Origin of the sequence: Streptomyces tubbatahanensis, assembly GCF_022699385.1 — a bacterium.
Classification (GTDB): domain Bacteria; phylum Actinomycetota; class Actinomycetes; order Streptomycetales; family Streptomycetaceae; genus Streptomyces; species Streptomyces diacarni.
The window spans coordinates 2,737,762-2,763,330 of sequence record NZ_CP093846.1 but is presented as its reverse complement, the minus strand read 5'-3'; the positions used below and the strand labels follow the sequence as shown (position 1 = coordinate 2,763,330).

The window sequence follows — 25,569 nt, the reverse complement described above, 5'->3', positions numbered from 1 at the left end:
GTGAAAGACGCCCGGTGCGACGGGCGCACGGGCGGAGGGCGGGTGAGGGGTGTGGACAGCGCACTGTGGGGGATGGTGGTGCTGCTCGCGCTCACCACGCTGCCGCCCCTCGTTCCCAACGTCGCGCTGATCGCCACGGCGGGCTCGCTCGCCGCCGAGGGCCGGCTCTCCCTTCCCCTGGTGCTGCTGACCGTGGCGGGCAGCGCGCTGGCGGGAGACGCGGTCGTCCACGGGGTGGGCCGGAGAGCGGGTCGGCGCCTCGACGCCCTGCTGAGCGCGCGTCCGCGCCGCAGGGCCGCGTTCGACTGGACGGCGGAGCGCGTGTGGCGGCACGGCGTGCCCTTCGTGCTGGTCGTCCGCTTTCTGCCCAGCGGGCGTCTGCTGGGCGGCCTGGCCGCGGGTGCCGCCGGCTATCCGGCCCGGCGGTTCCTGCTGGGTGCGGGGCTTGCGGAGCTGCTGTGGGCCGGGTACGCGGTGGGAATCGGTTACTGGGGCGGGCGGGCGTTCGCGGGGGCGCTGCCCGGGGCGCTGGTCGGAGTGGGCGCCTCCGGGGCGCTGGCGGGGTGCGCCGCGCTGGTGCGGTGGGGGCTGCGGCGCCGCGCCCGTGGGGCGGCACGAGTGGTGCCGCCCCACGGTGGCGGGTCCTTTGGTGAACCCTTCGGCGGGTCCTCCGGGCGGTCCGCCTCAGCGGCCTCCGCGGTGTCCCGGCCTGCGGGTGACCCAGTCGCGGATGGTGTCGGCGCACCAGTAGGGCTTACCTCCCTCCACGAGGTCGGGCGGCGGTAGGAGGCCGTGTTTCTTGTAGGAGCGCACGGTGTCGGGCTGCACGCCGATGTGCGCGGCGATCTCCTTGTACGACCAGAGCCGTCGGTCGGCCATCTCGCACCTCCCAGGTTGGCTGGTGGGCAGGCCGTCAGCCTGTGTGGGGTGAACGACGCGGAGTGATCCTCGGCGGGGCGCTGTGGGCGCCCTGTGACAGCTGGCCCGTGGAACCGTGACATTGGTGACGGGCGCACCGAAGGGCAGGAGGGTAGGTCAATATGTAAGGACAAACTGTTGACAGGTGTCTCCGGGGCGGCGGACGATGAGCCGGGCACGCACCCGCCGAGGAGAGGGGACGCGATACATGACCGCACCGCACGACGTGGTCACCCCGCACGACGTGGTCACCATGGGCCGCATCGGGGTCGACCTCTACCCCCTCCAGACCGGCGTGCCGCTCCAGCACGTGGACAGCTTCGGGAAGTTCCTCGGCGGGTCCGCCACCAACGTGGCCGTCGCCGCCGCGCGGCTCGGCCGCTCCACCGCGGTGGTGACGCGTACGGGTGACGACCCGTTCGGCGTCTACTGCCACGAGGCGCTGCGCGGTTTCGGCGTGGACGACCGGTGGGTGACGTCCGTGCGGCGCTACCCCACCCCGGTCACGTTCTGCGAGATCTTCCCGCCGGACGACTTCCCGCTCTATTTCTACCGCCGGCCCAAGGCGCCCGACCTCGAACTGCGGGCCGACGAACTGGACCTGGCCGGTGTCGCCGCCGCCCGCATCTTCTGGATGACCGGCACGGGACTGTGTGCGGAACCCAGCCGTACGGCCACCCTCGCCGCGCTGGCGGCACGCGCGGAAGACCGGACCCCGGAGAGCACCGCGGCTGGCACGGCTGCGGGCCCGCGCGCTCGGGGCGCCGCCGTCGCCACCGTCTTCGACCTGGACTGGCGGCCCATGTTCTGGGGCGCCGGCGTCGAGGGGGAGTTGAGCGTGGCCCAGGCCGCCGAGGAGGCCCGCCCCCACTACCGTGCGGCGCTCGCCCGCGCCACCGTCGCCGTGGGCAATCTCGCCGAGTGCGAGGTCGCCACCGGGGTCCGCGAACCGCGCGCCTGTGCCGAGGCCCTGTTGGCGGCCGGCGCCCGGCTGGCCGTCGTCAAGCTGGGTCCCGAGGGCGTGCTGGCCCTCCACGCGGACGGATCGGTCGCGCAGGTGCCGCCGCATCCGGTGGAGGTCGTCAACGGGCTGGGCGCCGGGGACGCGTTCGGCGGCGCCCTGTGCCACGGGCTGCTGGCCGGCTGGGACCTGGAGTACCTGATGCGGTACGCCAACGCCGCCGGGGCACTGGTCGCCTCGCGGTTGGCCTGTTCCTCCGCGATGCCGGCGGCGTCCGAGGTCGAGGAGCTGCTGCGCGGTTGAGCGGGCGCCCTACCGCGGCGGTGCCGTTCCGGTGCGCGGTGTCGCCGAGCCGCGGTCTCCGCGCCCCGCGGTGTCGCGGATCCGCCGTGTCCCCGTGCGCCGCCCTGCCCCCCACCCGTCGCGGACCCCGCGCAGACCCTTCGCAGATCCTGCGCAGCCCCTTCGCAGATTTCTTCGATGATTCTTCGAAAGCGAGCCCACCTTGGCCAGCAGCAGTGTCAGCCTCTCGGAGCTGGCGTCCGTGCGCACCCGGCATCCCGAGGCCATCGCCGAGGCGGCGGCTCGCCGTGCGCGCCGTCCGCTGGTGGACGAGAGCGAGCGGCTGGTGATCGTCGCCGCGGACCATCCGGCGCGCGGCGCGCTGGCCGTCGGGGGCGACGCGCTCGCCATGGCGAACCGCGCCGTGCTCCTCGAACGCCTGGTCATCGCCCTTGCCCGGCCCGGTGTCGACGGGGTGTTGGCGACCGCGGACATCCTGGAGGACCTGCTGCTCCTGGGGGCGCTGGAGAACAAGGTCGTGCTGGGTTCGATGAACAGGGGCGGGCTGGCGGGTGCCGACTTCGAGCTGGACGACCGGTTCACCGGGCACCGTCCTGAGGACATCGAGCGGCTGCGCTTCGACGGGGGGAAGCTGCTGCTGCGTATCGACTACGGCGATCCCGGCTCGCTGCGGACGCTGCACGCCACCGCGCGCGCCATCGACGAGATGGCGTCCCGCGGGCTGCCCGTCTTCGTCGAGCCGTTCCTGGCGGGGCGGGTGGACGGCAGGCTGGTCAACGATCTGAGCGGCCCTGCCGTGGCCCGCTCGGTCGCCATCGCCTCCGGGCTGGGCGGTACGTCCGCCTACACCTGGCTCAAGCTGCCGGTCACCGCGGACCCCGAGGACATGGCGTGGGTGTGCGAGACCTCGGCGCTGCCCGTCGTCCTGCTCGGTGGCGAGGTGAGCGGCGATCAGGAGGGCACCTACGAGAAGTGGCGCAGGGCGCTGAGCCTGCCGACGGTGCGCGGGCTGGTCGTCGGGCGTTCTCTGCTCTACCCGGCTGACTCAGACGTCAGCGCGGCCGTGGACACCGCCGTCGGACTGACGAAAGGGTCGTGACGAGATGACAGACACCACGAACGGTTTCCATCTGCGGGCGGGGCAGGCAGCGTCGGGCCCCTACGCCCTCGACGTCGATCCGCGCAGCGCGGGTTGGGGCTACTCCTCGCTGCGCGTGCTGGAGCTGGAGCCGGGCGGCTCGCACGCGTGGGAGACCGGCGAGAGCGAGTGGATCGTGCTGCCGCTGTCCGGCGGCTGCACCGTGGAGGCCGAGGGGGAGACGCTCCGCCTGCACGGCAGGGAGAGCGTGTTCGCCGCCGTCAGCGACTTCGCCTACGTGCCGCGTGAGGCACAGGTGACGCTCAGCAGCGCGGCGGGCGGCAGGTTCGCGCTGACGGGTGCGCGCTGCGAGCGGCGGCTGCCGGTGCGCTACGGCGCCGCCGAGGACGTCCCCGTCGAGCTGCGGGGGAGCGGGCAGTGCTCGCGCCAGGTCAACAACTTCGCGGCCGCGCACGTGTTCGAGGCCGACCGGCTCATCGCCGTCGAGGTGCTCACCCCCGGCGGCAACTGGTCCTCCTACCCGCCGCACAAGCACGACGAGGCGCGGGAGGGCGTCGAGAGCGAGCTGGAGGAGATCTACTACTACGAGATCGCGCCGCACGGGGCCACCGAAGGCGTCGGCTACCAGCGCGTCACCCCCAGCGGCCGCGGGCGCGGCACCGACGTGCTCGCGGAGGTGCGCGGCGGTGACGCCGTGCTGATCCCCGACGGCTGGCACGGCCCCTCCATGGCCGCGCCAGGACACGCCATGTACTACCTGAACGTGATGGCCGGTCCGGGGGTGGATCGCGCGTGGCATATCTGCGACCATCCTGACCACGCGTGGATTCGTGGTACGTGGGCCGAAACACCTGTGGATCCCAGGCTTCCGCTGTACGAGGCGAAGGATTCCGCAGCATCGCACGCCAGTTCGCCCGAAGAGGCGCGGGCCGGTGCGCGGGAAGGGGAGACGAAGCGGTGACCACCGTCAGGCTGACCGTCGCACAGGCCCTCGTACGCTTCCTCGCCGCGCAGCACACCGAGCGCGACGGACAACGGCACCGCCTCATCGACGCCTGCTGGGGCATCTTCGGACACGGCAACGTCGCCGGCATCGGCCAGGCCCTCGTCGAGAGCGGCCAGGGCCCCGGCGCGCCGCTCCCCTTCCACCAGGGCCGCAACGAACAGGCCATGGTGCACGCCGCCGTCGGCTTCGCCCGCCACCGGGGCCGGCTGTCCGCGCAGGCCGTCACCACCTCCATCGGTCCTGGCGCCACCAACCTGGTCACCGGAGCCGCGCTGGCCACCCTCAACCGGCTGCCCGTCCTGCTGCTGCCCGGCGACGTCTTCGCCACCCGCGCCCCCGACCCCGTCCTCCAGCAGCTGGAGGTCCCCTACGCGGGCGACCTCTCCGTCAACGACGCGCTGCGCCCCGTCTCCCGCTACTTCGACCGGGTGCTGCGTCCCGAGGCGCTGATCCCCGCCGCGCTCGGTGCCGCGCGGGTGCTGGCCGATCCCGCCGAGACCGGCGCCGTCACCCTCGCGCTGCCGCAGGACGTGCAGACGGAGGCCCACGACTGGCCCGAGCAGTTCTTCGCCGAACGGACCTGGCGGGTGGGCCGCCCCGCGCTGGAGCCCGACGTGCTGGCCGCGGCGGCCGAGGCGGTCCGTACCGCGCGCAGGCCGCTCGTCGTCGCCGGCGGCGGCGTCCACCACAGCGAGGCCGAAGCGGCGCTGCGGGCCTTCGCGGACGTCACCGGCGTACCCGTCGCCTCCACCCAGGCGGGCAAGGGCTCCCTGCGGTTCGACCACCCGTGCGACGTGGGCGGGATCGGGCACACCGGCACCGCCGTGGCCGACGCGCTCGCGCGCACCGCCGACCTGGTCGTCGGCGTCGGCACCCGCTGGACCGACTTCACCACCGCCTCGGGCACCCTCTTCCCCGGCGCGGCCCGCTTCGTCAACCTCAACATCGCCGCCTACGACGGGCACAAGATGGCCGGCCTCTCCGCCGTCGCCGACGCGCGCGCAGGGCTGGAAGCGCTCACCGGCGCGCTGCGCGGCCACCGCGTCTCGTTCGACTACGAGGCCGAGTACACCCGCTCCAAGGAGGCCTGGGAGCGCACCGTCTCCGAGGCGTTCGCGCCGCACCCCCCCAACGCGGACGCGAGGCCCTCCCAGACGCAGGTGCTCGGCGCGCTCGACTCCGTCGTCGGCGACCAGGACGTCGTCCTCAACGCGGCCGGGTCGATGCCCGGCGACCTGCACAAGCTGTGGCGGACCCGCTCACCGCGCCAGTACCACGTCGAGTACGGCTACTCGTGCATGGGCTACGAGATCCCGGCCGCCCTCGGCGTCGCACTGGCCGACCCGGAGCGCACCGTGTGGGCGCTGGTGGGCGACGGCACGTACCTGATGCTGCCCACCGAGATCGTCACCGCCGTCCAGGAGGGCGTGCCCCTCAACGTCGTCCTCGTCCAAAACCACGGCTACGCCTCCATCGGCGGCCTGTCCGAGCAGACCGGCGGCGAACGCTTCGGCACCGCCTACCGCTACCGCGACCGGGACGGCGGCTACACCGGCGACCCGCTGCCCGTCGACCTCGCCGCCAACGCCGCCTCGCTCGGCATGGAGGTGCACCGCGCCACCACCTGCGCACAGCTGCGCGAGGCGCTGGCGGCGGCCCGCGCCTCCGACCGGCCCACCTGCGTGTACGTCGAGACCGACACCGAGCCCGACGTGCCGGCGCCGGGGCCCGAGGCCTGGTGGGACGTGGCCGTCGCCGAGACCTCCACGCGCCCGGCCGCCCGCGCGGCGCGCGAGGAGTACGAGCGGCAACGCGCCCAGCGGCGCCACCACCTGTGACAGCCACCGGCGGCAGCGCGAGCCGGCAGCCGGCACAACCCCGTCCCAAGAAAGGTCCCGGCCCCATGAAGACCCTCGGCCACTGGATCGGCAACAAGCCGTACGAGTCGACCTCCGGCACCGTCGGACCCGTCTGGAACCCGGCCACCGGCGCCCAGCCCACCCAGGTTGCCCTCGCCTCCGTGGACGAGGTGGACGCGGCGGTCGCCGCGGCCAAGACCGCCTACCGCGAGTGGTCGCGCTCCTCGCTGGCCAAGCGCACCGCGTTCCTCTTCCGCTACCGCGCCCTGCTGGACGCACACCGCGACGAGATCGCCGCGCTGATCACCGCCGAGCACGGCAAGGTGCACGCGGACGCGCTCGGCGAGGTCGCCCGCGGCATGGAGATCGTGGAGCTGGCCTGCGGCATCCCCGAGAAGCTCAAGGGAGAGCTGTCCACCGAGGTCTCCACCCGGGTCGACGTCTCCTCCATCCGGCAGCCGGTCGGCGTGGTCGCGGGCATCTCGCCGTTCAACTTCCCCGCGATGGTGCCGATGTGGATGTTCCCGCTGGCGGTGGCCTGCGGCAACACCTTCGTGCTCAAGCCCAGTGAGAAGGACCCCTCGGCCGCCTACCGGCTCGCCGAGCTGGCCGCCGAGGCGGGGCTGCCCGAGGGCGTACTCAACGTCGTCAACGGCGACAAGGTGGCCGTCGACCGCCTGCTGTCCCACCCCGACGTGGCCGCCGTCTCCTTCGTCGGCTCCACGCCCATCGCCCGCCACGTGCAGGCCGAGGCCACCGCCGCAGGCAAGCGCGTCCAGGCGCTCGGCGGCGCCAAGAACCACATGCTCGTCCTGCCCGACGCCGACCTCGACCACGCCGCCGACAACGCCGTGAGCGCCGCCTACGGTTCGGCGGGCGAACGCTGCATGGCCGTCTCCGTCGTGGTGGCCGTCGGCGACGCGGGCGACGCGCTCGTCGCCCGGATCGCCGAGCGGGCCCGCGCGCTGCGCATCGGCCCCGGCACCGACCCGGCCAGCGAGATGGGCCCGCTCATCACCCGCGAGCACCGCGACAAGGTCGCCTCCTACGTCACCGGCGCCGCGGCCCAGGGCGCCGAGGTCGTCGTCGACGGCACCGGGCTGAGCGTCGCAGGACACCCCGAGTGCGCCGACGGCTTCTTCCTCGGCGTCTCCCTCCTCGACAAGGTCACCCCCGGCATGGCCGCCTACGACGACGAGATCTTCGGCCCCGTGCTCAGCGTCGTGCGCGCCGAGACCTACGACGAGGCGATCGCCCTGATCAACGCCAGCAAGTGGGGCAACGGCACCGCCATCTTCACCCGCGACGGCGGCGCCGCCCGCCGCTTCCAGCTGGAGGTCGAGGCCGGCATGGTCGGCGTCAACGTGCCCATCCCGGTGCCCGTGGGCTACCACTCCTTCGGCGGCTGGAAGCAGAGCCTCTTCGGCGACCTGCACATCTACGGCAACGACGGCGTGCAGTTCTACACCCGCGGCAAGGTCATCACCACCCGCTGGCCCGACCCGGAAGACAGCGGCGGCGTCAACCTCGGCTTCCCGAGCAACCACTGACCACCCGTAGGGCCGCCCCGCCCTGGACTGCCCTGCCCTGCCCTGCCCTGCCCTGCCGCCGTCCGCCACGGACGGCGGCGGAGCCTCCGTGGTCCGCCACGGTGGAGCTTCCGCCGGCCGCCGTGGCACAGCTTCCCTGGTCCGCCACGGCGGGGAGCGCCTGCTCAGGCGGCACATGACCCCTCTTTCTCGGTAACCTCGATCGCATGCTCGGGAACATGAACGCCGCACCGCTGGCCTGGCTCCGGGCGCTCAAGGACACCGCCCGCTCCGGGCTGACCGTGGAGCGCGCGTCGCTGACGCCGCTGATAGCGGTACGCGGCGCGTGCGGCGTGGGCGTCGTGGTCGGGCTGGCGCTGCTCATCGGCACGCCGCAACTCGCGGTCTCCAGCGCCTTCGGCGCCTTCGCCTCCGGCATCGCCACCTTCCAGCGCAGCTGGCGGCCCCGGCCCGTGCTGGCGCTGGCCGCCTCCGCCGGACTGGCGATCTCCACCTTCCTCGGCTACCTGCTCGTCGGCTGGCCGTGGGCGTTCGTGCTGCTGCTCGCCCTGTGGGCGTTCCTGGCCGGCATGGCGTGGGGAATAGGGCCCACCTCAGGGGTGGTCGCCGCGTTCAACATCTCCGTGATGCTCATCACCGTCCACCTGCCCGCCTCCACACTGGGCGCGCTCAGCCACGCCGCGCTGATCGCCGCCGGCGGCGTGGTGCAGGCCGGACTCATCGTGCTGTTCCCCATCAGGCCCTGGGGCGAGCGGCGCGAAGCGCTCGCCGACGCGCTCGCCGGAGTCGCCGACTACGCCCGCCGGCTGCGGCACGACCCGATGGCACCCTTCGACCCCGAACCCCTGATCGAGGCCCGCAGCGCCGCCTACGTCACCCCCCGCCAAGCCCGCCGCCGCCCCCGCCAGTTGCACGGCTACCGCGCGCTGGCCGAACGCTTCCGCCCCGTCCTCGCCTCCCTCGCCGACCCCGTCGTCGGCGGCGCGCCGATGGTCGGACCCGAACGCGACCGGGTACGCGAACTCCTGTCCGCCGCGGCCACCGTGCTGGACGCCACCGCCCGCGCCGTACGGCGCGGCGAACGCGTCCGCCTGCCCGACCAGGCACTCGACGTCCTGCGCGTACCCAAGAGCGGACCCGTCCTCTCCGGGCCCGCACGGCGCGCAGGACTCCGCCTGATCGCGCTCACCGACGACGCCGTCGAAGCCGCGCAGGAACCCGTCGAGGTCACCCGCGGCGGCGTACTGGCCCGCGTCACCTGGCACGTGGCCGACCGCGAGGGGCGCCGCCGCGGCTTCCCCGACCGCGCGCCCCTCGTCGACGCCAGCCTCGACGGACCCTACGGCCCCGACCCGGAGGACCTGGCAGCCGAGGAGGCCGAGGCGGCCCGCCTTGAGGAGACCAAGGCGGCAGGCGGCAAACACACCCCCGCCGCGGGGCACGCGCTCGCCCGCGAACGCCACCTGCACATGCCCACCCTCGCCGGACTCGTACCCGTCGCCGTGCGCTCGTTCCGCCGCGAACTCCACTGGCGCTCCCCGATCCTGCGCCACGCGATCCGCGTCAGCGTCGTCGCCTCCGTCGGCTACCTCCTGGGCAACGCGCTGCCTCCCGCACACGGCTACTGGGTCCCCCTCACCGCCGCCATGGTGCTGCGGCCCGACTTCTCCCGCACCTACGAACGCGGCGTGGGCCGCTTCGTCGGCACCCTGCTCGGCGTCGCCGTCGCCGGCACCGTCATGGCACTCGCGAGCCCGGGCCCCTACCTGAGCGCGGCCCTCGCCGTGGTCAGCGTCGGTTTCATGTACCTGCTGATGCGCACAGGCCAGGCCATCACCTCCATCTGCACCGGCGCCTACGTCGTCTTCCTCCTCGGCATCCTGGGCACCGACTGGTACCAGACCGCCTACGAACGCGCCGGACTCACCGCACTCGGCGGAGTACTGGCCATGCTCAGCTACGCCCTCTTCCCCGCCTGGGAAACCCCCCTGCTGCGCGACCGGCTCGCCGACTGGCTCGCCGCCACGGGCCGCTACGCCATCGCCGTCATGGACGCCTTCGCCCAACCCGCCGAACGCGCCCCCCGCCAGGTCCGCGAAGCCCTGCTCGACACCCGCGCGGCACGCCAGACCTGGGAACAGACCGTCAACCGCGCCGAAGCCGAACCCGTACGCCACCGGGGCACCCACTCCCCGCTCTCCCGCCGCTCCGCCAGCGACGCCCAGTCCGCGCTCGTCACCCTCGGCCGCGCCACGATGCTGCTGGAGGCGCACCTCCCCGACAGGGAAGCCCCCTCAGACCCCGGTGCCGTCGACTTCTCCGCCGCCCTCGCACCCGCGGTCGCCGCCGCCACCACCGCCATCCGATCGAGCGAACCGGTCGAGTGGGGCGACGTCCACGACGCGCTCACCCGCTGGTGGGAACAGGCCGACCACCCGCCCCCTGTCGCCCTGCGCACCGCCGAACTCCTCACCGACGCGTTGGACGACCTCGCCCACGCGGTGATCCCTCGCGACTCCTCGGGACGCGGACGGGAGCACCACGCAGCTGGTGCCCGTACCGATAAATCATGATCGGCGGCGCACCGTCATCGGCGGCCGCCTCCAGCATGACCCGGTAGATGAACGGCGCGGGCCCCGTCACCTGCACGACGGTCCCCGCCTTCCCCGTCTTCTCGTCACGCACCCGCTCGCCCTCGCCCCACACGGTCACACACTCCGCAGCGGGCGGCGACGCGCGGCCTCACCGCGCTCGCCGTCACTGTGCTCGCCGTCACCGTGCTTGCCGTCACCGTGCTCGCCGTCACCGTGCTTGTGCCGCAGGTGTGCTCCGAACAGCGCCTCCAGGTCGGCCCGCGGCTCCGGGTCCCCGGCCGCCCGATTGATCTGCGTCCGGTACCACTCGCAGTCCAGACACTGCTCGCGGCTCGCTCGTTCCCGTTCCATGGCTGCCTCTATGCCTCTTGAATGCTGGAGATTTCCCTTCCGGACCTCAAGAGTGCGTCACCGCGCGTAATCTCGACAGCACCGACAGCATGAGTGGTGACGAAGTAATGAGCCGACGTAAGCCCATGGCCAACGGCCGACCTGACCCGTCCACGAGCATGGCCGTCCTTTTCGGCACCCACCTCAAACGCCTGCGCGAGCTGCGGGGCTGGAGCCAACAGGAGCTCGCGGGGAAGGTGTTCGTCACCCAGTCCCGCATCGCCCAGATCGAACGCGCCTCCGGCGCGCGGCCGACGGCCGAACTGACCGCGGCGCTGGACCTGGCGCTCGGCGCGGGCGGATTGCTGAACGACCTGTGGCCGTACGTGTACCGGGAGAGCTTCCCGGATTGGTCACGGCGTTACATCGAGCTGGCCGCCCGGGCCGTCGTCATTCGCACGTATGCGGCACAAGCCGTGCCTGGGCTCCTTCAGACGGAGGCCTACGCCCGGGCAGTACTGAGCGTCGGACGGACGCTGGTGAGCAGGGAGATGCTCGAAGAACGTGTCGCGCTGCGTGTGGGACGGCAGGCTCGCCTTGCGGGCGCAGACGCTCCCGCACTGTCGGTGATTCTCGACGAGGCCGTCATCGCGCGTCCCGTAGGTGGCGACGAGACCATGCGGGAGCAACTGGAACGGCTACGCGAAGCATGCGACCAGCACACGGTGCAGGTGCTTCCGTTCAGCTCCGGGGCGCACCCCATGCTGGGAGGCTCCCTCACCCTCCTGACGATGCCCGATGGTACCGAAGTCGCCTACACAGAGGGCTCAGACCACGGGCAGTTGTTTGAAGAACCGTCCGACGTGGCTTCGTTCGGCCGGGCATACGATCAAGGGCGAGCGGATTCGCTCCCCGGACCGATGTCCGCACGAATGATCGCTGACGCAGCGGAGGGGTACAACGACCATGGTGGACCTGAGCGGCGCGTGCTGGCGCGCAAGCAGCTACAGCAACAAGGAGGGCGGGGACTGCGTCGAGGTGGCGGACGGATTCCCCGGCATCGTCCCGGTGCGTGACAGCAAGGCGCCCGCCCGCACGCCGCTCGTGTACTCGGCAGCGGCCTGGACCGTGTTCGTCAACGAGTGGGCGCGGCGCGTGCGCTGACAGCCCAGCCGATGGCGACCTCAATCCCGTCGCTCGCGAACACACTCTCTCGGGCGCTGCGGAGTACGGACACAATGCCTCGGAAGTCAGACGGGAGATGCGCGTCACGGTAGGGCAGGACTTGTACATCCGTGCTGCTCCGCGAGGTCCGACCCGAAGGCGTCGAGCAACTTTCGTTCGAAGGCGGCACTTACTACGAGTCGGTCTTCCTCGCCGGGCGGAGGGGTCAAGCTGGCAGCTGTGAAGAGGGCAGCCGACTCCGATCCGTGACACGGTGCTGTGGACCAGGCCCAGCCCGGCGTCTCCTCGTCTCGCCCCGCCTTTCCTGGCACCTTGTCAATGATTGCGGCGATGGAGTACCCCCGGGCAAGGGGACCGTAGAGGGCGGAAAGGCGATAGACCTTTTCTCCCCGTTCATCTACGAGTAGGCAATCCTGCGCGGGAACGTCAGCAACCGTTTCCGTGCCGATGGCCTTGGTGATTCCCCATTTTCGTGCCTCGCGGGCGATACTCCGAAGACTGCGACACGTTCCTGCGGCCTGTGAGAGAGGCTTTGGTGCGCTCATCACCATGTCGATAGGTGCCTGACGCACCTCTTTTCCCAACTCGGCGTGGCACTTCCATTTTTCATCCGCTTTCCTGGCGACGACTGTGGTGGCCTGTGCCAGCCTAAGCCGCTCCTCGGCGCTATCAGAGAAGTGGGTATCTGTTCCAGCCAAATCGTACTTGACATTGACAAGCAGGTTTTCCCGCTCCCCGGCACGGCATTTCATCACCACTGTCGCATGCGCGGCGGTGACCCCGTCGACCGTCAGCACCCCGGTCCAACCAGCGCCTAGAGGAGTGGAAGTTGCCTGATTTGACAAGGGTTTTTGGTTGGCTTGTACGACGACTCCGGGCGCCGTCGCCGCAGTGCCGATCGAGATCGTCGCGAGCCGCTTCTTGTCCTTGGCGGCTGCCTTACATTCGGCTAGGAGCCCCTGCGAACCTACTGCCCCACCGTATCTAGGACTCTGGCTGTTGACCTCGTCACTCGGGAACAGCTTTTGCGCAGCGTCTTCCTGGAAAACTCCTCTGCACATGGGCTTGAAGTCTGTCTCGCTCACTTTCTGCTGTACAAGCAGCGCTGCCGTCGCGCACGCGACGAGACCGACGGACGCAGCGACCATATGTTTAGGCTTTGGCATCAGTCGTCTCCGCGGCCGAGCCACCCGTCGGCCTGCCGACGGGACGCGTCCCGCCCACTCATCGCGAATGTCGATTTCAGCACAGTGAGCGCGGAATCCTGTCCTTTTATGCCGGAAGAATCTGCCCAGTCGTTGACCAGGTATCGTATCTGCGAATCCGATGAAAGCCATTGCCGGGTAAGCTCTTGTCGAGCCTCGGTATCTGCTGACTGTTTCACATTGTTGCTCTCCTCCCAGGTTCCCGTGTCAATCGACCGTTGAATCGAATCCCCCACAAATGGTATGGGAGTGAATACCCCGCCGACAATGTGGTACCTGAGCTTGGCGTTCCAGTCCGCCTCGCTCATTTCCTCATCTCGCAGATCGAGCACACGGTCCCGCCGTATCGCCTCGAAAGCTCCCATGGAAGCACCTGCGTGTGTCATGGTGTTTTGGACATCGCGGCTATTGGGTCCTGCCTGCGGCGGCAGTTCGGCAATGTCTTGCCGGATCTGTTCTCGCTCGGCTTGATGCATCATGGCAAAACCTTCCGGTGTATCCGAAACGCCCCGCATGACACGGACGAGTTTTTCCGGATTGGCAGACAGGTGCGCGTCGCTCTCGGGACCATATATGCCGATGTGATCCCGAATGTCTTCGCCGCGGTGCAGAGTCACGTGGGTATCCGGCGCATAGTCGGCCAAGGCGTTCGCTATCGGACGTTGCAGGTTCTCCGGCAGTGAGGAGCCACCCATACCAGGGTCGGTCTGGTTGATGACCTGGTTCATGATCCTCGCCTCTGGGATCGTGTGTGTGGCGTGAGGGCGCGCGGCCCCGTCGCCCACGATCGGCTGTTCGCCTGTCGCTCCGGCCTCGATGGCTCGAGCCAAGCCCTGGCGAGCGTCGCTGCTCTCCTTGTCCGGATCATGCATCTCCGCCGGGTCAGGGGAGCCGAGGTCGACGTGCTTCCAGTCGCGGCCTTGCAACAGGTACGTGAGGTTGTCTTGCTTCTCCTCCGAGTCCTGATCATCGTCCTGCTTATTCTCCGGCCCCGGGTCAAGATATTCGGTGGCAGCCTCGGGGTCGTGAGACATCACCTCGAGAATTCCGTCGAGAGGGTCGTGAGCGAAGTGGGCGTCCTGCTTGGTGCCGAAGTCCCCCCTCAGGTCCCAGATGTCAGGGTCGCCACCTTGGTCCTCGTCCTCGGCCTCTCGAATCGCGTCGGCTGTATCGAAGAGAAACTGTTTGCCGTAGCCGTCCCCGCGCTGCATGAGGGAAACCAGACTCTGGTAGCCGCGAACCTTTTGCCCGTGGTGTGTGCTGCCGCTCTCTTCCGGAATCTTCTCGCCGGCAACTTTCAAGTCGTATTCCTTGACGCCGGCCTTCTCCATGTTTCCCTGGAACCTCTTGTAGAAAGCCGAGTCCGGGTTCTTGGTGGCGCTGGCTAGGTTCGTGGCGAGCGCTTTGTCCAACGACACGTAGGACTTCTTGTGGTCCTTGTCGTCGTAGTAGGCGAGGTCGTCGAGGCGGTCGTGCGTCTTGATGAGACCTTCCGGCCCCCCTAGTGAGTCGATCAGGGTACGACTGAACTCGGGGTCGTCTCCGTGCGCGCGCGCCAAGATGGCCGCTTCGCGCAACTTTTCAGGAGAGGGCGTCCCACCGTCCTTGATACTTTCGTAGGTCTTTGCTGCGCGGGCCGCATTCTTTTTCACGACGTCGTCGCCGACAGCCCCGTTGAAACCGTTGGGCAGGCCCTTTTCCGGTTCTTTCGGATCGGTCATGAAGGTGGTGCAGAGACCGGCATCCGCGTCTTGTGTGGCTTTGACGGCCTGCTTGATCCTGTCTGTCCACTTCTCTTCGACCACCGCTTTGGCTTTCGGGTTCTCGCGGTATCCGTCGGCGACTTCCTCGCCCTTCTTCGCCGCGACCTTGTCGAAGTTCATCGTGCAGTGGCCGCGTGAGTTCACATCCATGCCGGCATCCTGCGCGTCGTCACGGGCACGTTCCACTGCCTTCTTGTGGGCGTCCAAAGTCGCATGAGCCAGCCGGAAGAGGGCGCCCACCCCGTGGGCCTCGCCCTTGGCTTGGTCGTATTCCTCGGCTGTTTTACGCCCCCACTGTCCGAACGTCTTCGCGGACTCCCCCTGCCAACTGTCGGCGTCGACAGTGGCCCGGACATGGGCCTTGTAATCGTGGCCGAGAGTCCCGAACTTCTTGGCCATTCTTTCCCAGGCCTTCGCGGCCTCCTCCAGACAGCCCAAGTCCGCATGCAAGATGTCGTCGTATGAAACCGCCATACCGTTGTGCCCCTCAGAGGTCGTCAAGCTGGCTCTTGGCCCGAGGCTTGGATACGTCCATGCTGGTCGACACCTGCACATCGATACCAGAGAGAATCTTGTTGACGTCCAGCAGGGCCTCGTACTCGTACGTAAGGCTCTGGGTCAAGTGCTTGTGATGCTCCCGCCAAGAAGTCAGTCGATGGCGGACCCCAGCCCACACTTCCCAACCGTGGAGTTTCCCGCGTGAGGTGGTCGGGCTTTGCGGGTTGCCCGATATGAGTTCCGTGTCGGCATCCGCGACGGAGCCGGCTGTGTTCGTTGCCGGGCCCAACGTGTCGTGGATGTACATCGCTGCCGATTGCTTCTTCGCCTCATTATGGGCAAGATCGGACCTTTTCGGAACATGCCCGCCGGGTTTCATGCCCGGCCTGCGTTTGAGATCCGATTCCTTGTCGTCCCCCATGTTGTATTCGCCCCCCTGGGTCTCTCGTTCACGTGAGACCGCCCCATGCCGATGAGTAGGCCCTCAGATCCGCTGGTCCACGGGAAGGGTCTGCTGAGCGGCCGCTTGGAAAATCGGTCCCCAAAGCTAACAGGCTATGTCACCGAACGCCACCGGGGGCAGCGGAGGGTGACGAGTACTGCGTGCGGGAGTTGCAGCAAACGGAGGGCGGCGACTGAGTCGAGGTGGTGGCGGAGGGTGCGGGGACGGGCCTGATGTCAGCCGCGCGCGATGAACCGGTTTCGGTCCTGCTCCCGTGGTGAAGTGAGCGACCGCAACGGGAGAGGCCATGACGCAACCACCGGGATACGAACCCGTATCCCCTTTGAGCCCAGGTGAACAGAACCAATTCGGGATCCCGGGTTCGCCTGTATCGCCGATCGAGTCCGGCACAACTGCCTGGCCCACGAAGGAGACCAAGTCCGCTGAGGTGACCCAGCGGCAAGGCCAGGGGACGGCGGGGGCAAGCGCTGCCGGTGCCAACGAGCCGTGGCTGGGCGGTGTCTCTCTGCCCGACTCGTACGCGTACCAGACAGCGGCCACGCTTCCCGACAGTCAGGCACGGGGAGTCAGCGCCAACGCTCCCTGGCTGCGTAACTCCCTCTACATGAGTGCGCCGGAAGCCGCACGCAGCGAAGACCTCTCCTCGGTACCCGGCAACCCCGTTCCCGGCGGCGCGGGCACGTACGCACCTCCCGGCGCACCGAGGGGCGGCGGCAGCAAGAACAACGAACAGTCGCAGGAGCCAGGTCGCCTCAAGCGGAGTAAGGCGGTACGCGAAAGCCCCCTGCTCAAACAGGACGGGCAGAAGAGGAGAGGCCGACGCTGACGGAGCGGAGCGGCGCGGCGCGGCGCGGTGCGGTGCGGTGCGGTGCGGCGAAGCGTCAGCGTTTCACGCGGCCCCGTACCGCGAGGACCGCCAGACCCAGCAGGATCGGTTCGGACACGCGGGAGCCCATCTCCACGTAGGTGCCGGCCGTGGTCAGGTCCTGGCCTGAGGAGCGGAAGACGACGGAGTTCAGGACCACACGCAGCGACTGGTCGAACCGGTCCGCGGTGAACCGGGCGTGAAGCGGCGAAGGCGGGCGGCCCGGATCGGGCGTGTCGATCACCAGCCGGGCCTCGTCGCCCTTCAGCCGGCCGGTCGCCTCCTGCGCGGGAGCGTGCTGGGGGATGCCCCAGGCCATCATCACCAACACCGTCGCCCCCATCGCCAGGCCCAGCCAGGCGAGGGCGCGCGTCGCTCGCAGGCCGTAGCCGGAGAGCACCCAGTAAGCGTGGAGGAGTGCGCGTTCGCCCCGCGGACGGGTGCGATCCGCGCGCCGCATCTCCATCTCTCCGTAGTAGAAATCGGCTCCCCCCGGCTCGTCCTTGGCGTCCTCGAACGACTTGCGCAACTGGCGGTAGAGAGAGGCCAACGCGGCCGGGGACAGCACCCGCGCGCCGTCGGGCCCCGCGTCCCAGCCCGGCAGGTTCCGTGCGGCCCGCCAGTGCTGTTCCTCGGCGAGGGTGATCCGGGACGTCCACCGGGTGGGGAAGCGGCCTCGGCGGTGCCATCCGGGCGGTACGCGGCCGAAACGGTACTCCCCTTCGAGTCTGATCTGGTCGAGGTGCACGGCACCGGCCATGCGGCAAGCGCTCAGATCGACGCTGTCCAGCATGAGCTGCGCCGCGTCCACGCCCCGGAGGGAGAGCACCCGCACGGGAGACGCGGCCTCTGCGTCTCCCGCACGTGCGTCGTGCGTGGTTCCGTCCGCCGACCGCATGGGGAACGGCTCGGCGTGTGCCACCAGGCTCATGGGCTGCTCGAAGACCGCATCCGACAGGTCGACGTCGGCGCGCCGTACGCGCAGCATGGCCGTCGCCGCCCACCGCGTCCGCCAGCAGGTGACACGATCCGCGTCCACTTCCAGGGTGACCGGGTCGGAGAACGTGACCTCTGACAGGTCGAGCGTTCCACGGCATACCAGGGGGCCGAAACGCGCCGTCCTGTCGAAGGTCACGCCGGTGAAATCCACGCCCGCCAGGAAGCGCACATCCGTCAACTCGGGGGAGTCGGAGAACGTGGCCCTGCTGAAGAAACACTGCCCCTCGAACACCGCGCCTCTCGTAGACACGTGGGAGGAGAAACGAGCACCGCCGAAATGCGCTTCCCTCCTGAACGCCGCCTGCCTGAAAGAGGCACGCTCGCCGAAGGCGGAAGAGCCGAACTGGCTGACGCCGTGGAACCGGGCGGCACGGAACGACGGCCGCGCGTCGAAACCGGCCTCGTGGAAGTTCACCGCACGGTGGAAGACGGTCTCGGCGAAGCTCGCCCTGTCACCGAACCGCGCCCTGTCGAACGAGGCGAGCCCCGCGAACGCGGCACGCTCCACGGTGGCCCTGTCGCCGAACTGCGTGTCCGCGAACGTGGCCCTGCCGGTGAAGGTGGTCTTGTTGAAGCTCAGCCGTGCCCCGAATCGCGCGGCCCCGAAAGACACGCCCTCCCCGAACCGCGCCTCCTCGAAGTGGGCGCGCTCACCGAAGACGGCGGAGTGGAAGTCGGCGCCCGCTCCGAAGACGGCTCCCCGGAATCGTGCACGGTCACCGAACCGCGTGGCGGGAAACAGCGTTCCGTCACCGAACTGCGCAAGGGTGAAACTGGTGTTCTCCCCGAACGAGGCTCCGCTGAACCAGACGGCCCCCTCGAACAACGCCTTCTTGAACGAGACGTCGTTCCCGAACTCCGCCCCGTCGAACCGGGTGCCCGCCCCGAAGTGCGCCCCGAAGAACGACGCGTGACTCGCGAACACCGCCTGCTCGAAAGCAGCCCATCCGAAACGGGCGATGTCGTCCGGGCCCCGCAACGCTGACAGCAGTTCTTGAAGGAGAGCGGGCGCGAACCGCGTACCGGAGTAGTCGACGCCCGCCCCGGGACGCAGCGCCCCCAGATGTTCGGCGCGCTCCTCCTCCCGGAGATGCGCCAGACACCGCGTGTACGGCGACACCCGGCGGCCCCGGCACCCCGTGCGGTTCTCCTCGTCGGCCCCCCACCCACAGTGCGGCCAGTGCGGCGGCTCCATCGGCATACCACCTTCCCCCTCCTGCATGAGCCCTGCGGGTTTTTGTCGGTGCGACGCCCGCAGACAGCGAGGCGTTAAGGCCTCATTTCGGCCGACCAGGCCAGCTTCAACAGATGGCTCTGCTGCCTCTACGAGCTGCTGTACCAGTCTTCTCGTAGCCGAGTGACATGGTTGCGCATCACTTCATTTCTTGGATCCACTGAGAGCGCGGCGATCCGCGTTCGCAGTGCGTCCAGTTCACCCAGGACGTGGACGTCTTCATCCTGCATCCGTTCGACATTCGACTCAGTGAAGAGAAGCAGGTAATCGCGCAGCGCAAGCGAAGACCCCTCCGCTACTGGGTGGGAGGGTGGCTGCTCCCAGGCGTGCACAAGGTAGTGGGCAGGGTTGCGGAAAAGCCAGCCCGTGTACATGCCGTCCACAAAGACGAAATCCAGGTCAGGGCCGACGTTCAAGCGGTGCAGACTCTTCTTCGGTGTGGGTGGATCTTCGGGTACGCACACGAGTGCGTCGCCGGTGTCACTAACCCACCGTTCCGCCATCGGAGGGCAATCGAAGTTATTCGGTGACAGGCGACGGATTCCGGTACTTGTGCGGGGTGCTTCGAACCACTCCCCGGGGGACCATCCGTGCGGAGTTGGCTTCTCGGGGACCGTCAGACCGCATCCGATGAGTTGGCGAGCGGTCGTTTCGAACCGAAGTTCATCATCGCCAGACCACAGCCAGTCGACGCTACCCGTCGTCTCGCTGAGCAGAGTTTCGTGGGAGGGGAGGTCATAAAAAGGTGAGACTGTCAGGTAACCGTCTGGGAGGGAGTATCGGGGAGTCTGCGAGAGAGGGGAGCCAGATGGGGTCACTCTGACATCAGGCCCCAGCTCAAGGTAGGTGTTGTTGCACATCGATCCTGCCTATCGGAGTGGGGTTGCCGGAGGGAGGGTTCCGCCTTTCGGAGTAGGGATCCCGCCCTCTATCAGTTGCTTGCGTGTTACTGGCGGCCCCGGGTCGGTTGCGGAACCTCCCCATGCTGCGGCACCACTTTCATTCTTTGGACCCGAGGGGCCGTAGCTTGTAATGACGTTTCCACCTTTGGCTCCAGAGCTCTCCATCACGACGATATCCTCACCTTTGTGGAAGATGAGTCGCTCTGCGCCACCCTGTGATATGTAGACACCGTCTGGTTGAGAGAGGATCTCCAGTTCCTTTTCTGGTGTGAGGTGGCCGTGATATTTGCCCGCAGTCCTGCGCCGCCCACCTGCGGCTCGTTCTACGGCCTTGTCGATTACCTTGTTGACCTTTTCGCAGTCGTAGAGGCCGAGAGGGTCGCATCCGGTGTGGGGATTGACCACGTAGGCCATCTGATTGGCTCCGGCTGCCAAGCCGAGTGGATCGGGCGAGAGATAGCGGGCCGTCTCGGGATCGTAGTAACGAATGCAGTTGTAGTGGAGGTCGGTCTCGTCGTCTGCGTATTGGCCGGGGAAGCGGAGGGGGCAGGTGTGGGTGTTCGGCGGGGTCGGGGTGGGGAGTGGGGTTCCCCAGAGGGTGGTGCGGTGGCGCCAGGTGACGTTGCCGTCCGGGTCGACCAGCTCCGTCGGTGTGCCTGTCACATCGGTGAGGACCGATTGGAAGCGGGGGAGGGGGGCGGTGAGTTTGGTGAGGAGTGAGGTGCCCGGTTCGGGGGTGAGGGGGGTGTGGTCCGTTTGAGTGAGCGGGCGGTGGGTGTCCGGGGCGTAGTCCCAGGTCGTCGTCCGGCCCTCGGCGGTGGTTTGTTCGGCCAGGCGGGTGCCGTCCCAGGTGAAGGTGACCTTCTCACCGGTCGGGCCCTGTTTGGCGATGCGGCGGCCCAGCGGGTCATAGACGTACGTCCACTCGTCACCGGTTGGAGTGGTGACGCCCGTGAGACGGTCCTCGGCACTCCACGCGTACGTCCAGGTGCGCTTCTGGCCGTTGAGGAGACGGGTCGTCTTGGAGGTGCGGCGGCCCGCGGCATCGTGCGTGTACGAGGTGCGTCCGGCGCGGTGGAGGAGGGTTCCCTCCACCGCGCGGTCGCCGGGGGCGGGGTGGTCGGGGGCGTGGGCCGTGGTGAGGTTGCCGGCCGCGTCGTAGGCGTAGGTCTCCCGCCAGCCGTGCGCCCGCACGGCTGTGACGCGGCCTACCGGGTCGAGGTCGTAGCGGCGCGTGCCGGAGGTGAGTTCGCGGATCTCCGTGACGTAGCCGTCGGGTCGGTAGGCGTAGTCGCGGTGGTGGAGCAGCGCGGTGGGGGTACGGGTGGTCTGGGTGGTGAGTCTGTCGGCGCGGTCCCAGTCCTGCCGCAGCACGAGGGAGCCGATGCGGCGTTCGGTCTCGCGTCCTGCCGCGTCGTGCGTGAAGGAGAGGGTGCCGTGGCCGGTGGCCAACTCCCGGGGACGGCTCTCCGCGTCGTAGGTCCAGGTGGAGGTGAGCCCTGACGGGGTGGTGCGCCGCACGCACCGGCCGAGCGCGTCGTAGGCGAAGGTCGTGGCGCGACCGTTGACCGTCTCGGACAGGACGCGTCCCAGTGCGTCCCGGGTGAGGGCGAGGTCGGCTGTGGGGCTCGTGGCGGCGGCCAGTTCGCCCGCGGCGTCGTAGGCGAAGGTGGTGGTCGCGTCCGCCGAGACGTCGTGTTGTTCGGTCACCTGGCCGAGGGCGTCGCGGGCGTAGTGGAGTGTCTGGCCTTCCGCGTTCGTGCGGGAGGCCAGACGGCCGAGGGCGTCCAGCTCGTAGGTGAGCGTCGCGCCGTTGAAGTCCGTCTCGGATATCAGACGTCCGGCGGCGTCGTACGCGTACGACCAGTGCAGGCCCTGCGGGTTGGTGACCCGTGTCAGGCGCATCTCCGTGTCGTAGGCGAAGGCGTAGGAGGCACCGTCGGCGTCGGTGCGGGTGGCCGGGGCGTCGAAGGGGCCCGGCGTGTGGCGGGTGGTGTGGCCGGCCGCGTCCGTGTGGCTGAGGAGGTTGCCCTCGCCGTCCCAGGTCCACTTCTCGCAGGCGCCTTCGGGGTCCTCGCGCCGGCTCGGTCTGCCCTCTGTCGTCCAGGCCATGCGGGTGCGGTGGCCGAGCGGGTCGGTGATCTCGACGATGCGGCCGAACGGGTCGCGGACGACGTGGGTGGTGTGGCCCAGGGCATCGGTCAGCGCGGTGGGGAGTCCGGCGGCGTCGCAGGTGAGGTGGCGGGTGTGGCCGAGCGCGTCGGTGACGGCGGTGAGGCGGCCGCGCTCGTCGTAGCCGTAGCGGGTGGTGGCCCCGGCCGGGTCGACGGTTTCGGTGAGGTTGCCCGCCTCGTCGTAGGTGTGCCGCCAGGCGGCGCCGCCGGGTTCGGTCACGTCGAGGGGCTGGCGCAGCGCGTTGTAGGTGGCGCGGGCGTGTGAGCCGTCGGGGAGGTGGACGGCGGTGAGGTTGTCGTCCTCGTCGTAGGTGTAGGTGGTGGTGTGGCCCAGCGGGTCGGTCACGGACAGGGGTGCGGTTCCGCGGTCGTTCCACTCGGTGCGCGTCGTGTTGCCGAGCGGGTCGGTCTCGGCGACGACCTGGCCGTCGGCGTTGTAGCGGCAGGTGGTGCGGTGGCCGAGGGAGTCGGTGTAGACGGTGGTGCCGGCCGCCTCGTCGTAGGCGAAGGCGCCGTCGTAGATGCCGTCGGGGCCGAGGGTGCGGACGACGCGTCCCGCCGCGTCGTACTCGTACCGGAAGGTGACACCGTTCCGGTCCGTCCACGAGAGCATGCGGCCCTCGTGGTCGTAGGTGAAGCGGAGCGGCCTTCCGCTGGAGTTGACGACCTCGGTGAGGTTGCCCGCCTCGTCGTAGGCGTAGCGCATGACCAGCGTGCTCGGAGGCGGGGTGCCGTCCCCGGGCCCGTAGGCGTCGGGGGCCTCGTGCAGCAGCCGCAGCGCCGTGACGCGCTGGTTCTCGGTCTCGACGCTCAGGTGGTAGCCGCCCGAGTGCCGCACCGCCAGCGGGGTGGAGTTCAGGTCGCGGTCGATCTCGATGCGCGCGCCGTTGCGGTCCCGGAGGGAGACCAGGGCGAGGTGGGCCGCCTCGGGATCGCCGCAGGGCAGCGGGTCGGCGAAGGTACGGACGACACCGGAGCCAGGGTCGGTGATGGTGAGGGATCCGTCGGGCTTGCCGTCCCACTCCATGGGCCAGCGCGGCCCCTTCGACGGGAGCAGCGGCTGGTGGGGCTCCGGCACGGGGTAGACGAGCCGCATCCCGTCCGCCGCGAGGAAGACCACGCCGTGCTGGTCGATCTGGACGCGTTCGTCCAGCGTGGAGGCCCAACTGGGGCCGAAGTGGACACCGACCCGGTGTGAGGAGAGGTGGGTGCGGGTGAGGACGAGGGGCAGGGAGGCGGGCAGTGTCAGGTCCGTCTGCTCCATGAGCATCGTTCCTGTCGCCACGTCCACCGGCTCGCCCTTGGTGGGGGTGCGGGAGGGCGAGCGGGAGAACATCCCCTCCTTGATGAGCTTCGGGCGGAGGGAGCGGACTCGCAAAGAGGGCGGTGCCTTCGGGGCGAAGGTGTGGCCACCACCGAGGACGCCGCCGAACAGCGTGCCGTACTTCGCGGCGTTGCTGACCTCTTCCAGACTGATCCCGTCCTGCTGCCCGGCCAGGATGCGCGCGGGCTGCGCCACGGCCAGGTCCATGGCGACGCTCGTCGCCCCGGTCAGGACGGCGGCCCGCGTGACGCGAGCGAAGAGCGCGCCCGCTCGGGCCGCCAGGGAGCCGGACTTCTCGGCGCTGAGGGTGACGATCCGGGTCGCTGCGGCACCGGCCGCCACGTCGGATATCCCGAACGTGGGGCCGGTGAAGACGATCCCGGCCGCGATCAGCGCCGCACTGCCGACGACCTCGCTTCTGATCTGGCTCTTGGTGTCGTCGATGTCGTCGGCGAGTGCGTCCAGTGCCTTCGCCATGTCCCCGGCCGCCTCGGGGAGATTGCGCAGCCAGCCCTTCTCGCCCTTGCCGACGTAGCGTGACCAGAACTTCTCGAACGCGTCGACGGCCTCGCCGCTGTTGACGTCCATGATTCCGCGCGCCGAGTGGTTCGTGTCCCCCAGCACCTCGTCGGCGTCCTTCGCGAACGCCCGCCACGCCTTGGCCGCGTCCCGCAGCTTCCCCTCGTCACCGTCGGGCCAGATCAGCCCCATGCCCTCGAGGATCTCCCACGCCTTCTCCAGTGCGCTCAAGAGCCGCCACCGCTCCCGTCGCCTCCACGACCGTGCGCGTCACGGCCACCGTGCGCGTCACGGTCACCGTGCTCACCGTGTCCGGGGTCGGCCTTGGTGAACATGCCCTCGATCAGGTGCTCGTTGTCGACGTGTCCGTCCTTCATGTCGTCGAGCGCCTCGTGGATGCTCACCAGCCCGAGCACCAGAATCCCCGCGGAGCCCTCGATGGAGCGCTGGTTGGCCTGGTAGTCCTTCGCGAAGTTCTTTCCCGGGGGGTCGTCGCCCCAGGGCTCGCCCAGCCCGTCCAACGTCGTGATCAACGTGGTGAGCGCCCGGCTCAGCTTCCTGCTCTGCTCGCCGAAGACGGGAGCCGCCAGTTTCAGTTCGGGCACCTGGATGCCCAGGACCTCGCCGCCCTTGGTCGCACCCGCCCCGTAGTCCGAGCTGGTGGTGTGGTTCACCCGTGTGTGGACGGGGCGGTCCGGAGCGGACATCAGCGCCTCCTACGACTCGGCGCGACGCGGCTCGACGCGATGTGGCGCGACGCGGCCGAGCCTCGAAACTGTGTACGGAGGCAGCTGAGTGTAGTCGGTTGGTAACTTCCCCATGCACGCATTGCTGCCGAGCGCGGCTCCGCGCACAGCGCCTACAGGAACGGCCCGTCTACTCTCTCGTGGGAGCATGTGAGCGATGCGCAACTCCCTCACAGTGCTGGGTACGTGTGGTGCATGGCCGGAGGCAGGGCGGGCCGCGAGCGGCTTCCTGCTGGAAGCCGACGGCTTCCGCCTGGTCATGGACCTCGGCTACGCGACGCTGCCCCGGCTGCTGGCCCGGTGCACGGCGAACGAGCTCGGCGCCGTCGTCCTCACCCACGAGCATCCGGACCACTGCGCGGATCTGAGCGCCCTGTGCCGAGTGCTGCTCTATGGCGGTCGCCAGGACCGCGTACCGCTGTACTGCCCTACGGGAGTGCTGGGACGGGTCCAGGCGATGGAGCCGACGGAGGACCTCCGCGAGGTCTTCGACCCGCATCCGCTGCCGGGCCGTTACCAGGTCGGTCCTTTCCTCCTGGACGGGCGACTCCTTCCCCATCACGTGCCACACGCGGGAGTCCGATTGACCGCCCCCAACCTGACCGTGGCCTACAGCGGCGACGCCGGCCCCGACCGCGTGCTCAGCGAACTGGCGGCTGGAGCGGATCCACTGATCGCCGGCGCGACACTGCAGGGTACGACTGCCGACCCGCACCTACTCAGCGCCGTTCAGGCCGGCCAGTGGGCCGCTCGCGCGGACGTGGCGCGCCTGGTGCTGACGCACTTCTGGCCCGGTGCCGACCGTATGCAGTCCCTCGCCGAGGCCGGCGTCGCCTACAGCGGGGAGATCCTGGCCGCGGACGAGGGAATGGTCCTTACTCTCTGACACGCACAGCAGCCCCAGCGCGGTGCGCACGGTCGTGGACGGGTCGAATCCGCGCGAGCGCGGGCCGCCTTCCGAACTCGTCACCAAGTGCTGTCCCTCTTCGTGGACACAGCGAGGCTCCGGTATCGGTCAGCGGTTCCGTCGCCTCGGGCGTCTTTCCGTACGTCTCCTGGACGTCTGCGACAC

At 69.5% G+C, this 25,569-nt stretch carries 19 protein-coding genes and 1 pseudogene; 11 read left to right on the top strand and 9 right to left on the bottom strand.

The annotated features are described in order from the left end of the window. Positions 1–72: 72 nt before the first annotated feature. A pseudogene (locus MMF93_RS11895) lies at positions 73–477 on the top strand (DedA family protein); the annotation flags it as partial. Positions 478–684: 207 nt separating this feature from the next. On the opposite strand, the gene MMF93_RS11890 reads toward MMF93_RS11895, so the two are convergent. After that, complete coding sequence (locus tag MMF93_RS11890; protein WP_242751294.1) at positions 685–879, bottom strand: MerR family transcriptional regulator; 195 nt, start codon at positions 877–879, stop codon at positions 685–687. A gap of 247 nt (positions 880–1,126) precedes the next feature. Between MMF93_RS11890 and MMF93_RS11885 the strand changes: the two genes are divergently transcribed. From MMF93_RS11885 to MMF93_RS11860, 6 genes are all read left to right on the top strand, one after another. Next, the gene (locus MMF93_RS11885) at positions 1,127–2,182 is read left to right on the top strand and encodes a 5-dehydro-2-deoxygluconokinase (protein ID WP_242751293.1); all 1,056 of its coding nucleotides are present in this window, start codon (positions 1,127–1,129) and stop codon (positions 2,180–2,182) included. A 202-nt stretch (positions 2,183–2,384) separates the two neighbouring features. Then, positions 2,385–3,281 carry a Cgl0159 family (beta/alpha)8-fold protein gene (locus MMF93_RS11880; RefSeq protein ID WP_242751292.1) on the top strand — a complete coding sequence of 299 codons (897 nt, stop codon included), beginning with the start codon at positions 2,385–2,387 and terminating at the stop codon, positions 3,279–3,281. Positions 3,282–3,285: 4 nt separating this feature from the next. Beyond that, a complete protein-coding gene (gene iolB, locus MMF93_RS11875; protein ID WP_242751291.1) occupies positions 3,286–4,242 on the top strand; it encodes a 5-deoxy-glucuronate isomerase in 957 nt (318 codons plus the stop codon). After that, a complete protein-coding gene (gene iolD / locus MMF93_RS11870; RefSeq protein ID WP_242751290.1) occupies positions 4,239–6,125 on the top strand; it encodes a 3D-(3,5/4)-trihydroxycyclohexane-1,2-dione acylhydrolase (decyclizing) in 1,887 nt (628 codons plus the stop codon). The genes iolB and iolD overlap by 4 nt, the downstream gene beginning before the upstream one ends. 65 nt (positions 6,126–6,190) lie before the next feature. After that, positions 6,191–7,696 (top strand): CoA-acylating methylmalonate-semialdehyde dehydrogenase, encoded by a 1,506-nt coding sequence (locus tag MMF93_RS11865; RefSeq protein WP_242751289.1) that lies wholly within the window; start codon positions 6,191–6,193, stop codon positions 7,694–7,696. 206 nt (positions 7,697–7,902) lie between these two features. Further along, positions 7,903–10,269: an FUSC family protein gene (locus tag MMF93_RS11860; protein ID WP_242751288.1), complete on the top strand. Its 2,367-nt coding sequence runs from the start codon at positions 7,903–7,905 to the stop codon at positions 10,267–10,269. Positions 10,270–10,404: 135 nt separating this feature from the next. Here MMF93_RS11860 and MMF93_RS11855 read toward each other — a convergent pair whose 3' ends face one another. Next, entirely contained in the window at positions 10,405–10,641 is a 237-nt protein-coding gene (locus MMF93_RS11855) for a hypothetical protein (protein ID WP_242751287.1), read from the bottom strand. Between the two features lie 158 nt (positions 10,642–10,799). On the opposite strand from MMF93_RS11855, the gene MMF93_RS11850 reads away from it, so the two are divergent. Next, positions 10,800–11,696: a helix-turn-helix domain-containing protein gene (locus MMF93_RS11850; protein ID WP_423835595.1), complete on the top strand. Its 897-nt coding sequence runs from the start codon at positions 10,800–10,802 to the stop codon at positions 11,694–11,696. Continuing rightward, the gene (locus tag MMF93_RS11845; RefSeq protein ID WP_242751286.1) at positions 11,659–11,784 is read left to right on the top strand and encodes a DUF397 domain-containing protein; all 126 of its coding nucleotides are present in this window, start codon (positions 11,659–11,661) and stop codon (positions 11,782–11,784) included. Before MMF93_RS11850 ends, MMF93_RS11845 begins: the two co-directional genes overlap by 38 nt. 104 nt (positions 11,785–11,888) lie before the next feature. On the opposite strand, the gene MMF93_RS11840 is transcribed toward MMF93_RS11845, so the two are convergent. The 3 genes from MMF93_RS11840 to MMF93_RS11830 are packed head-to-tail and all read right to left on the bottom strand — an operon-like array spanning position 11,889 to position 15,692. Further along, positions 11,889–12,953, bottom strand: coding sequence for a hypothetical protein (locus MMF93_RS11840; protein ID WP_242751285.1), 1,065 nt, complete (start codon positions 12,951–12,953; stop codon positions 11,889–11,891). Between the two features lie 17 nt (positions 12,954–12,970). Then, complete coding sequence (locus tag MMF93_RS11835) at positions 12,971–15,274, bottom strand: DUF6571 family protein (protein ID WP_242751284.1); 2,304 nt, start codon at positions 15,272–15,274, stop codon at positions 12,971–12,973. After that, the gene (locus tag MMF93_RS11830) at positions 15,261–15,692 is read right to left on the bottom strand and encodes a hypothetical protein (protein ID WP_242751283.1); all 432 of its coding nucleotides are present in this window, start codon (positions 15,690–15,692) and stop codon (positions 15,261–15,263) included. Before MMF93_RS11830 ends, MMF93_RS11835 begins: the two co-directional genes overlap by 14 nt. 469 nt (positions 15,693–16,161) lie before the next feature. Between MMF93_RS11830 and MMF93_RS11825 the strand changes: the two genes are divergently transcribed. Beyond that, positions 16,162–16,560 carry a hypothetical protein gene (locus MMF93_RS11825; protein ID WP_242751282.1) on the top strand — a complete coding sequence of 133 codons (399 nt, stop codon included), beginning with the start codon at positions 16,162–16,164 and terminating at the stop codon, positions 16,558–16,560. A 55-nt stretch (positions 16,561–16,615) separates the two neighbouring features. Here the strand turns inward: MMF93_RS11825 and MMF93_RS11820 are convergent, their stop codons facing one another. The 4 genes from MMF93_RS11820 to MMF93_RS11805 all read right to left on the bottom strand — a co-directional run bounded on the left by MMF93_RS11820 (position 16,616) and on the right by MMF93_RS11805 (position 24,458). Beyond that, a complete protein-coding gene (locus tag MMF93_RS11820; RefSeq protein WP_242751281.1) occupies positions 16,616–18,799 on the bottom strand; it encodes a pentapeptide repeat-containing protein in 2,184 nt (727 codons plus the stop codon). Positions 18,800–18,921: 122 nt separating this feature from the next. Beyond that, positions 18,922–19,248, bottom strand: coding sequence for a hypothetical protein (locus MMF93_RS11815; RefSeq protein WP_242751280.1), 327 nt, complete (start codon positions 19,246–19,248; stop codon positions 18,922–18,924). A 453-nt stretch (positions 19,249–19,701) separates the two neighbouring features. Continuing rightward, positions 19,702–23,982 (bottom strand): DUF6531 domain-containing protein, encoded by a 4,281-nt coding sequence (locus MMF93_RS11810; protein ID WP_242751279.1) that lies wholly within the window; start codon positions 23,980–23,982, stop codon positions 19,702–19,704. Further along, a complete protein-coding gene (locus MMF93_RS11805) occupies positions 23,979–24,458 on the bottom strand; it encodes a hypothetical protein (RefSeq protein ID WP_242751278.1) in 480 nt (159 codons plus the stop codon). The genes MMF93_RS11810 and MMF93_RS11805 overlap by 4 nt, the downstream gene beginning before the upstream one ends. A 196-nt stretch (positions 24,459–24,654) precedes the next feature. On the opposite strand from MMF93_RS11805, the gene MMF93_RS11800 reads away from it, so the two are divergent. Further along, positions 24,655–25,383 carry an MBL fold metallo-hydrolase gene (locus tag MMF93_RS11800; protein WP_242751277.1) on the top strand — a complete coding sequence of 243 codons (729 nt, stop codon included), beginning with the start codon at positions 24,655–24,657 and terminating at the stop codon, positions 25,381–25,383. Positions 25,384–25,569: the final 186 nt, after the last annotated feature.